Annotated in this window: 10 protein-coding genes and 1 pseudogene; 7 read left to right on the top strand and 4 right to left on the bottom strand. The window is 61.5% G+C overall.

Annotated elements, in window-relative coordinates; genetic code table 11:
* Positions 1–252 precede the first annotated feature (252 nt).
* From ACSQ36_RS08615 to ACSQ36_RS08605, 3 genes are all read right to left on the bottom strand, one after another.
* On the bottom strand, positions 253–735 hold the full coding sequence (locus ACSQ36_RS08615; protein WP_436181606.1) for a serine hydrolase: 483 nt from the start codon (positions 733–735) through the stop codon (positions 253–255).
* Positions 736–1,168: 433 nt separating this feature from the next.
* Positions 1,169–1,453 (bottom strand): HU family DNA-binding protein, encoded by a 285-nt coding sequence (locus ACSQ36_RS08610; protein ID WP_144150276.1) that lies wholly within the window; start codon positions 1,451–1,453, stop codon positions 1,169–1,171.
* A gap of 172 nt (positions 1,454–1,625) precedes the next feature.
* Positions 1,626–2,054 carry a hypothetical protein gene (locus ACSQ36_RS08605; protein WP_436181605.1) on the bottom strand — a complete coding sequence of 143 codons (429 nt, stop codon included), beginning with the start codon at positions 2,052–2,054 and terminating at the stop codon, positions 1,626–1,628.
* 459 nt (positions 2,055–2,513) lie between these two features.
* On the opposite strand from ACSQ36_RS08605, the gene ACSQ36_RS08600 reads away from it, so the two are divergent.
* From ACSQ36_RS08600 to ACSQ36_RS08575, 6 genes are all read left to right on the top strand, one after another.
* Positions 2,514–3,548 carry a hypothetical protein gene (locus tag ACSQ36_RS08600; RefSeq protein ID WP_436181604.1) on the top strand — a complete coding sequence of 345 codons (1,035 nt, stop codon included), beginning with the start codon at positions 2,514–2,516 and terminating at the stop codon, positions 3,546–3,548.
* A 988-nt stretch (positions 3,549–4,536) separates the two neighbouring features.
* Positions 4,537–5,370 (top strand): DUF932 domain-containing protein, encoded by an 834-nt coding sequence (locus ACSQ36_RS08595; RefSeq protein WP_436181603.1) that lies wholly within the window; start codon positions 4,537–4,539, stop codon positions 5,368–5,370.
* Positions 5,371–5,501: 131 nt separating this feature from the next.
* The gene (locus tag ACSQ36_RS08590; protein WP_436181602.1) at positions 5,502–7,826 is read left to right on the top strand and encodes a ParB/RepB/Spo0J family partition protein; all 2,325 of its coding nucleotides are present in this window, start codon (positions 5,502–5,504) and stop codon (positions 7,824–7,826) included.
* Positions 7,772–8,035 carry a hypothetical protein gene (locus ACSQ36_RS08585; protein WP_436181601.1) on the top strand — a complete coding sequence of 88 codons (264 nt, stop codon included), beginning with the start codon at positions 7,772–7,774 and terminating at the stop codon, positions 8,033–8,035. The genes ACSQ36_RS08590 and ACSQ36_RS08585 overlap by 55 nt, the downstream gene beginning before the upstream one ends.
* A gap of 392 nt (positions 8,036–8,427) precedes the next feature.
* Positions 8,428–9,009, top strand: coding sequence for a nucleotidyltransferase domain-containing protein (locus tag ACSQ36_RS08580; RefSeq protein WP_436181600.1), 582 nt, complete (start codon positions 8,428–8,430; stop codon positions 9,007–9,009).
* A complete protein-coding gene (locus ACSQ36_RS08575) occupies positions 9,002–9,460 on the top strand; it encodes a hypothetical protein (RefSeq protein WP_436181599.1) in 459 nt (152 codons plus the stop codon). Before ACSQ36_RS08580 ends, ACSQ36_RS08575 begins: the two co-directional genes overlap by 8 nt.
* Positions 9,461–10,100: 640 nt before the next feature.
* On the opposite strand, the gene ACSQ36_RS08570 is transcribed toward ACSQ36_RS08575, so the two are convergent.
* Positions 10,101–10,223: a hypothetical protein gene (locus ACSQ36_RS08570; RefSeq protein WP_436181598.1), complete on the bottom strand. Its 123-nt coding sequence runs from the start codon at positions 10,221–10,223 to the stop codon at positions 10,101–10,103.
* A gap of 777 nt (positions 10,224–11,000) precedes the next feature.
* Between ACSQ36_RS08570 and ACSQ36_RS08565 the strand changes: the two are divergent.
* Positions 11,001–11,393, top strand: a pseudogene (locus ACSQ36_RS08565) (DUF3363 domain-containing protein); the annotation flags it as partial.
* Positions 11,394–11,465: the final 72 nt, after the last annotated feature.

The raw sequence follows: 11,465 nt of genomic DNA, 5'->3' as shown, positions 1-11,465 counted from the left end.
TAGTCATTCGTCTCTGCCCCGACGCTTGTACCGGGCCGGTCACCTGCAAGCCAATCCGCAGGAAATACCGCACGAAGCCGGTTGAGCCCAGGCCTGCACGCGATCATCCAGTCTTCCAATTGCTGCCGCGACTGGAGACTGAGAACGTCGCCCAGAAGTATGTTCTTACCGATGTCGTGATGGCTCTCGGCGTTGTGGTGTCGAGCAACCCGCTGTATTCGTTCGACTTGGGTTCGTACCGATCGGAACGAGTCACGGTGTCCCCGGAGACGTCGCGTGAATCGGGTCAGCGCCGCTGGCGCCACCGACGCTACTCATCAAAAGGACCGCCGCCGTGTTATCGCTCAGCTCGACCGTGGCCTGACATAGAGCACCGACCGTCATCTCGCCCTGAGCGACATTGGCTTTGGTGACTGGCGAAGTAAAGATAAGGTCCTTCTCGGTGTACCGCAGGGGTCGCGCCAGGCTTTCCTGGCCAGCATCCACACGTGAGAGCACCAGCGCGATGAGAAGCCCCTTGAACGTGCTGCACATGAGAAAGTGTTCATCGGCGCGGTAAACCAGCGTTCGTCCGGACTCAGTGTCGACAGCGAATATACCGAGTCGGCCTCCATAGCGGCGCTCGATATCGGCAAACGGAGATTCGGCGGCCAACAGGCGCGTTGTCTTACCGCTTATGCCAAGCAGCAGAGGAAACCCGATGATAAGGTTTCGGCGCGTCGCGGAAATTTTCATAGCGTCGTGCCGTATGTTTCGAAGCGGGGCCATGGATATCAAAATGAACACTCAATGTCCATCCAAATGCTCCGCCGTACGACCGACCACGCGCATCGCCCTTTGAAAATGATCGCGCAGCCGGGTCGAGCGTTTTGTAACCATCCGACCACGACCGTTCTTGACAGCGTGTTGATATCGAACAGGCATAGCAGGAACCAGGTCTTGATGCGTGTGGAATTATCCCTGCTGTCGCCCAAAGATCGGTCGCTCAAAGGTCGGTCGATCAAACAGCGGATTTACGCCTGGTGGCACTCGCGTCGCCCGGTCATTCCGAGGATCAGGGGCTGGCGCATGGCCAAGCGCCAGTCGCACATCTTGGCTTCTGTCCGCAGGCGCATGTATCCGCGACAGATGTTCGAAGTTCGTTTAACCCGCAGCGGCCTTTTTTTCGTCACTTCCGGTGACCGTTCACCGCGTCCTTGAATGCTTTACCCGCCGTAAACTTCACCGTTTTCGCGGCCGGGATACGAATCTCCTCGCCCGTTCGCGGGTTACGTCCGACACGTGCGGCACGTTTGCCTTGCGTGAATGAGCCGAACCCGATCAGTTGCACGTCCGCACCGTCTGCGACGGCGCCGCTAATCGTGTCGATCAATGCGTCAATCGTCTCGCCAGCCTTAGACTTGCTCGCGCCTGTCGAGGTGGCTACCGCCTCAATCAATTCCTGCTTGTTCATCCCTGTTCTCCTTCATTCGTTGTTGCACATCACAACCACGTCCAGACTACGACCGCCGTTATAAAAGAATTCGTCCACCTCTTCAAGCGGTATACGTCAATGCCCAGCGGACGCACAGAACGCGCCATTCATGCGATGCCGCATGGGTCAGGAACATCAACCGGGGACCCCGCTATCCGTTTTCTCCCGATGCAGGCTGACCGGTCGCGGCAGCCTGTATCGGCGATCTCGCGTCGCTCTGCACGAAGCGCTGAAGCCGCTCCCAGGCCGCCTCATACACATATGCCGCCACCGTCCCGAGTTGCTGGTCATGGATCGCCAGGATCGACTCCAGCGCCTTCAGGCCAACATCAGAGAGCGACCACTCCCTGCCGTTCTCCGCGCAGCTGATGCTCTGCTGAAGCGCCATTTCGGCTGCACGGAACAGCTCGATCTCGCTGCCTTGTGATCCCTTATCACGCAGAAAATACGCGAGATATACCACCTTCAACAGGCAGAGCATCTGCTGGCTACTGCCGTGGCCACTACGCAGGGTGGCCAGGGCGAGATGATTCTCAAGCGCCATCGCTCGGACGTTGGCCACCGGCAGGGGTAACAGCATGTCCTTTGTGAGTGGCTTTCTGCGCGGTTTTGTGGCGAGGCGGTGCGTACGAACCATGAATTCAGGTCAGCAAGAACTGGTGCGGTCTTCCCGCGGCAGGCGCCGACCGAACAGACACATTGGCTGGCCCGTCACGGTCACACTGTGGCTGGCCGTTCGGCCGGCAAGCCGACGCGCGCCGGAAATCCCTACTGTAGCAATAAATGATCGCCGGCAGAACCTCACCGAGCCTCGCTTCACATCCGTCGGCTATTCGTCCCGGGGCCCGTCCCGATACCGCAAGGGCTACTTGAACCCATTGGCTGACGTTTCGCACCGGACCCACCCGACATTCTGACGATCCATGCCTAGGCTGCAAGTTCGGCATCTGCTGGGAAAGGAAATCGCCGGCATGCGCATGACTCCCGGTTCAGAACTATCATATCCTCAGACATATGCGGCAGCCGTGGAAGGCCGGACATGGACAAACCGATCGAGATCACCCACTACACGTCCTTTGCGATTGATGACCTGCTGTTCCCCGGGAAACAGTGGAAAGCAGAGCGGCCGCAAAGCGCCCGGCAGATCGGCAGCCTTGTCGACCTGATGCGACGGGGCGTGAAGTTTCTCCTTCCCAACTGCGCCGAGCTGATTGACGAAAAATCCATCGGCGAGGCGCACCTGGAGCTGCTGCGCCTGCCCTACCCGGTCACCATATTTGAAGCGCCGTGGGAGCTGGACCGGCCGGTCGACGCATGGCTGAACGGTGCCCCTCAGTCCCGCTCGAGCAGACGCATCGCACTCTGCTGGGAGCTTTCTGAGGATATCGAACCCTTTGCCGGGCTCAACACCCGATACCGCCAGATGTTCCCCGAAGGCGGGGTATTCATCTTCCCCGTGTATTACCTCGATGCCCTCAGGAGCTGGTCTCCCGGGGTGGGAGGACTCTTCGTTCCCCATGACAGCAGGGTTGACGGGCATTTGGCGGACACGCCGGCCACGACACTCGCGCACCAGGCTTTGCGTAGCGCCGGCCGCTTGAAGGGCAAGGGCTACCGGTTCCGGGCCGAACCGTTCGCGTTAATTCCGGATCTGTTCGCCGAGACCGTTGCCAGATTCAACGGGGACGAAGCGCTGGCGTTGTCGCAGGTGATCGTCGACGCGCATGACGAAGTCGGCATGGTGGTCCAGGCCTGCACCGTCCTGAACTGCACGAATGTCCAGACCGTCGATGTGCCGCCCGGCAGGGCCAGCAATGCAGTTCGCACGGCGAGAAACCAGACACCGTTCTACACGTACAAGGTGCTGCAGCTAAAGGCCGAGGCGCCGGCCGCTCACCCGGCCGGCGGAACGCATGCCAGTCCCCGTGCCCATCTGCGCCGGGGCCATATCCGGCGACTCCCGGATAAAACCACGTGGGTACGGGCGAGCTTCGTTAACCCGGGTAGTGAGCGGGGCGTCGTCGACAAGGACTATGCGCTCCCTGCGCCGGGCTCGCGCCCGGATGCGCCGTGACCTTATCGTGGTGTGGACCCTATCGTCTCACACACACTTGTCTGTGAGACGCACCGGACAACGTCGTGCACGAGGTCATCGGCGTGCCCTTGCGCGGGCACGAGTTGTAAGACTCCTGTGCGTTCACTATTTTGCAGTCCTGATTTTCTAAAAACGATCGGGTACATCTCTTCTGCACCAGCAGAACACGATCACGCGGGCGGCAATATGACTTCTCGCGCAGTCCGCCAGTCTGCAGCGTCTCGCGCGGCCTGGTCCCGGTACTCCGCGGAACACGATGCTTGCGGCTTGCGCTTCTTGGTCCTGGCATATCAGTGCCGGTTTTCCGTGAGGGCGCCTTGCGTGCCCCGCATCCCGTGTCAGTGGCCGCGTCGCCAGTGTCCCTGTCACAGCAGCAACGGCCATCTGCAACGCTGGTACCTGGCACCAGCTGCCTGCTCCGTCAGGCTTGACGTCAACGGCATGGGGCACATCCCTCCGCTAGCGCTCCGTGACCGGGCTTTTGTGCTTGCGCATCGAGCCGCGTACGCGTCTCGACCCTTGCGGGCTTCAATCCCTTGCGCAACACCTTGACCCCTCAAACCCTTAAAGGCCCAGTCAGGTGAAGGCCGCAAGCGGCCTCCACATTCGCGCTCGCCGCGCGGCGTTTCATCCTGCTCGAACAGCGAAGTGCTTCGCATCCACCAGTCTCCACCGTTCCCGCCCTAACCCGCGACAGTAGCCGACGCCGGGCGGGTGTCAAGGCGTTCGGGGCCGAGTCCTCCGCTTCGCTGCGTCCCGCACCAACCCCTCACTTCTTTCCTTGACACCCGCCCGGCGCCGGCTCCTTGAGTCGCACGGGCGCGAACTCAGGAGACTGGCGGCAGCAAAGCCAACCCCTGGCTTCGACCAGGATGAAACCAACCCCTACGGCGGGGGGCGAATCTTGGAGCCCGGTCAGCGCAACACCGATCAACCCTTTTTGATGGTTCTCTTTCTGGAGACTGACATGCAACTCGCTTCCTCTTTCCGTTCCGGCTCCCCGATGCTCCGCTCTGACTCCCCCCTGTCGGACGACCAGATTCTCCGCGTCGCCCCGTCCATCTTCGCGGATGGCAAGCACCAAAGCCGTTCCGAACGCTACACCTACATCCCCACCATCGACGTACTCAGGGGTTTGCGCAATGAAGGCTTTCAGCCCTTCATGGTCTGCCAGACCCGCGTACGCGATCAGGACAAGCGCGAACACACGAAACACATGCTGCGCCTTCGCCCCGCCACTGAAATCACGGGTGAGGACGTCAACGAAATCATCCTCCTCAATTCGCACGACGGCTCGAGCAGTTTTCAATTACTGGCTGGTGCCTTCAGATTTGTTTGCCACAACGGCATGGTCGCCGGGGACACCGTGCGCGATATCCGTGTGCATCACAAAGGTAACGTGGTGCAGAACGTCATCAACGGTGCTTTCGACGTGCTCGACGGCTTCGACCTGATCCGCGAGCAGAAAGATGGCATGCGCGCCCTCACGCTCAACCGCGATGAACAGCACGCCTTTGCGCGCTCCGCGCTTGCGCTGCGCTACGACCCGACCGACGCCGAAGCACCTGCCCCGATCACCGAAAGCCAGTTGCTCGCCCCGCGCCGGTTCGAGGACCGCCGCGACGACCTTTGGACGGTTTTTAACAAAATTCAAGAGAACTTGACCAAGGGCGGCCTGCATGGACGCTCGCGCAGCGGGCGCTCCATGTCCACGCGCCCGGTGACCGGCATCGACCAGAACGTGAAACTGAACCGCGCCCTCTGGATGCTCGCTGACGCGATGCGAACGATGAAGGCGTAAGACCGGCAGGGCCGGTCAACCCCGGCCCTCACCGTGCATCACGTCATGAGGATTCCTACCCGGATTCGGAACTCATGATGTTTCGCAACAAACCGGACCCGGGACCTTTCTTTTCTCTTTTGGAGTCTGTCATGCAATCGCAAGTCATCGCATCAACCCCTGAACTGTCGGACGCAACGGATACCGACGTCAGCACCAGCGAAGCCACCGCCGTACTGGAAACCGATTTCGGCAAGGAGCAGCCGGTCGAACACGTCCCGTATTCGCGCCTTCGTCTCTCACCGCTCAATGTCCGCACCAAACCCCTTTCGGGAATCGCCGGACTGGCGGATAACATCGCGGCAAAAGGACTGCTGCAAAACCTTGTGGTCCATTTCATCAAGGGTTCCCGCAGCAAACAGCCCAAGCTCGGCGTGTGCGCCGGTCAGCGGCGACTCGCCGCCCTCGACCTGCTGCACAGGGATGGCCGCATTCCCGCCGACTATCCGGTGCCCGTACGGATCGTCAGCGAAGCCGATGCGTTCGCCGCGAGCCTGATCGAAAACAGCCAGCGGGAAAACCTTGATGTTTTCGATACCGTGCTCGCCTTCAAACGCCTTGCCGACGAAGGGCGAAGCATCGGTTATATCGCCGCGTTGTTCGACGTGTCGCCGCTCACCGTGAAACGCCGCCTGAAACTCGCGCATGTCTCCCCGAAGCTGCTCGCCCTCTTGCGCGAGGACGCCATCAGCATTGACCAGCTTGCCGCCCTCTCGCTCGTGGACGACCACGAAACTCAGGAACGCATCTGGTTCGACGCGCCCAATGATTACCAACGCGCGGCGCACTACCTGCGGCAGGCCATCACCCGCGCCGAAATCGACGCCAGCCGCAGCCGTCTGGTGAAGTTCGTCGGCCTCGACGCCTATGAGGCAGCTGGCGGCTACGTGAGGCGCGATCTGTTCAGCGATGAACAGAACGCGGGGTATGTCGCGGATGCCGACCTGCTGCAACGGCTCGTTGGCGACAAACTCGAAGCCGCCGCTGAAGCTGTGCGTGCGGAAGGGTTCGGCTGGGTCGAAACTCGCATCGAGCGCGATCACAGCGAACTGAACAGCTTCGGCAGGCTCCAACCGGTACACCGGCCCTATACCGAGGACGAGCAGCGCGAGCTTGACGCGCTGAAGGCACAGCACGACGAAATCGTCGCGAAATTCGACGCCCTTGAGGAAGGCGACGAGAAAGCGTACGAGGAAGCCGAAAACCTCGAAGCAGCGATGGACGCGACCGAAAGGGCAATCGGGACATTCGCGCAGCGCGCGCAGGTGTGGGACGCCGCACAGATCGCACAGGCGGGGGCATTCGTCACCGTCGGGCCGAATGGCGAACTGATGATCGACCGTGGACTCGTGAAGCTGGAAGACTTCGCCATACTCGAAGGTGACGGCGCGGTCGTCACCGGTCTGGCCGACACGGACGTGAGCGACGCATCCACCGGCAGCGGAAAGGCCGCCCCGAAAGAAAGGCCCGTCCACAGCGCGGCGCTCTGCCAGCGCCTCACCGCGCACCGCACCGCCGCTGTACAGGCTGAACTCACCAAACGCCCGTCCATGGCGCTTGCCGTCCTGCTGCACCGGCTTGTGCCGGTTGTCTTTCCCGAGCGCTATCGTTCCGGGTGGGATGCGTCCTATCTCGAACTGAACGCGACCAGCAGTCACGACAAGCTGCTGAAAGCAGCCGACGACATGCCCGCCAGCATCGCATGGACAGCCATTGACGCACAGCGCCAGCAGTGGACCACCACCCTGCCCGCACGACGCGCCGACCTGCTGCCGTGGCTCATCGACCAGGACCCCGGCACGACGCTGCTCGACCTGCTGGCGTTCTGCACGGCGTCCCTGATCGACGGCATTACCGGCACCGGGGCACCGCACACGGTCAATGCCCTGACTCAGGTACTGGAACTGGACATGACCCGCTACTGGACCCCCACGCGCGCGTCGTACTTCGATCACGTCAGCAAGGCCCGCATCATCGACGTGGTCGCCAGCGCCATCTCGCCCAAGGCCGCCGCCGACCTTGAAAAGATGAAAAAAGGCGACGCCGCAGCCGCAGCCGAACTGCGTCTCGCAAAGGTGAAATGGGTCCCGGAAATCCTCACCTCTCAGGCTCCGCCCGTCATCAATCACTACGATCCCGATGACGACGAGGCCGACGATGGTGACGATGGCGACACGCAGAACGAATCGCCCGAGGATGACGACACCGGCGCGCACGCAAACGGCACGGACAGCGAGCCGGACGGCAGTCAGGCCAACGGAGAGGCAGCGACGCTCAACGGCGATACAGCGGGGCGCGGTAAAGATGGCGACGATACCAGCGCCGCCGCACCGGGAACGACGCCAAACGGAGCAGGACCCGCATGGCCGTTCCCGACCGCCGCCACAGCCTCTGGCAAGCCGGTAGCCCGAGCGTGACCGCAGGAGCCATACAGCGCCGCCCGCGCAGGGCGGCGACCTATGCACCCGGCACGGTCCGCGCATGGCGCTGGCACGGCGAAGGTGACGTGCGCGGATATCGTCCGCCTCGCGGCTGGACGGCAGTCGCCGACCTGAGCGATATCCATCCGATCAGCGGGCAGCAACTAACTCGCTCGGTATGGTGGATCATCGAGACAAAGCAGTAACGGCAGTGACGGCAGCAACTGTCCCGGCAGGGCACGCCGGGACCGCTCAGACCTGACCGACGCCTGCACGCGACCGACCTGCTCATCGCCAGCCTGATCATCCCCGCACGCCTGTTGTGTTGACAAAACCCCTGTAACGGATACGCCCTTGCTTTGACACAACGCCCGAAACGTGCGGCGCGCTGAATGACGCGACACGTGGTTAACGGGCCCTCTGGCCTTCACCTTCCACGACCGGCACCACGTCGCGCCAGCCCGGGCTCTCGCTGAACTCGAACATACGGCTGGAAGATGTGTAATGCACATGAGTGATGTACATTGAACATCTTGACGTGAACGCCTCTGCGCTGTACATTTGACATCATTGATGTATATCACACATCGAGACGAATATGAAAAACGCAATGCTCAGTGAACTATTCGGCGGGGTGCAACGCTTTGCCCTGCTTCGCGCCCTGTATCAAGACCCAATGCGCAGTTACACAACGGTTGAACTGGCCCGCATGGCGGGCGCCGATCGCGGCAACGTTTCCAGGTGGCTGCGCAGGTGGACCGAGGTCGGGCTGGCAAAGCGGGTCGAGCAGGGGCAGCACATCACCTATCAGGCAGGCGACGACCCCTTGCTGGCGGGACTGACTGACATGGCCCGCCGCAGCGACGAAGTACTGGCCGACATTGCAGACGCTCTCCCCGAGCAGGCCGAGGCGGCTGTCGTGTTCGGGTCGGTTGCCCGAGGCGATGAATCGGCCCGCTCCGATATTGACGTGCTGGTCCTCGGTGACCACCTGAGCAGCCTGAAGGTCAATGCCCGGCTCAAACCAGTCGGACGCAAACACCATCGCCAGATTCATGCAACCGTCGCTTCACGCCGGGATTTCGAGGAGAAGCTCGCTGACGGCGAAGGTTTTGCCAGCAATGTCGTGTCGAGTCCCTTTATCCCGTTAAAGGGGGAGTTCGCGTATGCCAGTGCGTAACCCGCTCTCGCTGTCCCAGGACGAACCCGATCTGGTCCGCCAGGAGCGCACCAGAAACCGGCAGACCATCCAGTCACAACTGCGCGCCGCAGTACAGAAATACCGGGATGCGCAGCATACAGGCGTGTCAGGCCCGACACGGCTCGACGCGGCCTATGATGCAATTCTCTTCTGCGCGCTGGCGGTCTTTGCTGCACAGGGATTTCGCATCGCTTCCAGACCCGGTCATCACCGCATCGCACTAGAAGGACTCGCCGGTACGCTTGGTTTGAGCAGCGGCGTGCATGACGAACTCGAAACGCTGCTCGACCTTCGCAACAGCAAATACGACGGTTTTGAGTCCGTGGATGCGCAGACGCTGAACGACGCCTTGCAACTGTCGAACAGCATTCTGTCCACGGTGTCCGAATGGCTGAAAGAGCATCATCCCGATCTGGTCGCGAGAACCTGAGCAGTCCGTCACCGGTACCACAACCCTGCTGCGAGGATCAGGTGAGGCCCCCCGCCCCGCGACTTCATCGGCTGGTCCTCTGGTCCTTGTTTCCACACAAGCCATCCTCTGCCAACCTCACCTCGCCGTGACGCTTGTCCCGTCGCACCACGGCCTTGTGTTGATACAACGGCACCACCCGTGCCGTCGCACGCGCACCCGTGTACGTGAGCCTTGTTTTCACACAAGACGCCGCCCAAAGAATCATCGCCGCACGCCTTGTGTTGAATCAATGGCATCGCCAGTGCCACCGCACTCTCATCCGTTGCCGCAAGGCTTGTTTTCACACAAGCCACCCCCAACGCCTTCTCATCGCAGCACCCTTGTGTCGATACAACGCGATAACCCCTGCCGTCGCGCCTCACCCCGTCACGCGAGCCTTGTTTTCACACAAGACGCCGCCCAAAGAATCATCGCCTCACCGCCACGGTCGTCACATCGCCGCACGCCTTGTGTCGAATCAACAGCACCGCCAGTCCCACCGCACCCTCATCCGTTGCCGCAAGGCTTGTTTTCACACAAGCCACCCCCAACGCCTTCTCATCGCAGCACCCTTGTGTCGATACAACGCGATAACCCCTGCCGTCGCGCCCTCACCCCGTCACGCGAGCCTTTTTTCACACAAGACGCCGCCCGAAGAATCATCGCCGCACGCCTTGTGTTGAATCAATGGCATCGCCAGTGCCACCGCACCCTCATCCGTTGCCGCAAGGGTTGTTTTCACACAAGTTCTCCCGCGACATCCCTCGCCTCACCGCTGCGGTTTATCCCGTCGCAGCCTATCTTGTGTCGATACAACACCGGTCGTTTGCGCACAACCAGAGCGCGGGTCGCCTGGGCACCCATTTCCCACGATCCCGGAGTTTGTGTTGAGACAACCTCTACCGATCTGCTCAACCAGGCGCCCTGCGGCTCGCCAATCCAGTCTTCAAAGCCCTTGCCCCGGCAGCCACAACGCCCATCGCCCTCGCTACCTACCTCCACCAACACTACTTTCTTCATCTATTGCAGGATAGGCTACCGCCGGTTTTGGGATGCCGTAGCCACTTGGCTCGACTAGCCGAATTTGCCCTTGACGACGCCGGAAGCTTCAACGCTCGCGCGTTGCTACCAAAATGGCAACAGCGAGAGTGCCGCCTGACCATGAGACGCCGACTCCGTTACCCTAGGATCCGCCCGATATATTCAAGCACCCCGCTATGGCCACGCTCACGCCCGCCGGGTTCTGGTGACGTTCCACGATGCGTCGGCACCGGACATGCCGAACGAGCCACGGCTGCACAGTCAATGGGTGGTTATTCGATTTATACGGTTGACCTGGAGACGGGTAAGCCCGTAGCGAGCCGGCGCGGAAAACCCACGATCATAGCGGTGGTCGTGGCCCTCAACCAATACATCCATACTGCGCCTTTCAATGGACAAAGCGCGGTTGCGATTCGTGGCGACCAGGCAGTAGGCGAATCGTACTGCCTCGCGCACCGCATCCTGGGCGGCTTGCCTTGGGGCCGAGGTCAAGGACGCGCTACGCCGGCGCGCCGACTTTCTGGCCGAACAGGGATTGGCCGAGTATCTCGCGCAGCGCATCGTCTTCGCGTCGAGCCTGCTGGCGACGTTGCGCGGACGCGAGCCGGCACAAGCCGCGAAAGACATTACCGTTGAAACAGGCCTGGCGCGCCGGCCAGTGGCCGACGGGCAACGCGTGATCGGCATCTGCCGGCGCTCCGTCATGCTCGCCAAGCGGGCGTTACGCGATGTTCGATGACGGCATGGGCTTCTCGCTGGCACCTTGGACGCCGTGATTGAGCAGCGGCCAGGGTTGCCTGTTGCTGCCACAACGTATGACGGTATGGTGTCTTGGAATCTAACGAGAAAGCCTAGCCGGTGTATCGGCTAAGAGCACGCTAACGGGCGATTGCAGCGGGCGGGAAACCAGTGAACTCCTGCCGTGGAGCTGCGAGGACTGCGC

Source organism: Caballeronia sp. LjRoot34, from assembly GCF_964253815.1.
In the GTDB taxonomy this organism is placed as follows: Bacteria; Pseudomonadota; Gammaproteobacteria; order Burkholderiales; family Burkholderiaceae; genus Caballeronia.
This window is presented reverse-complemented; position numbering and strand designations above follow the sequence as displayed.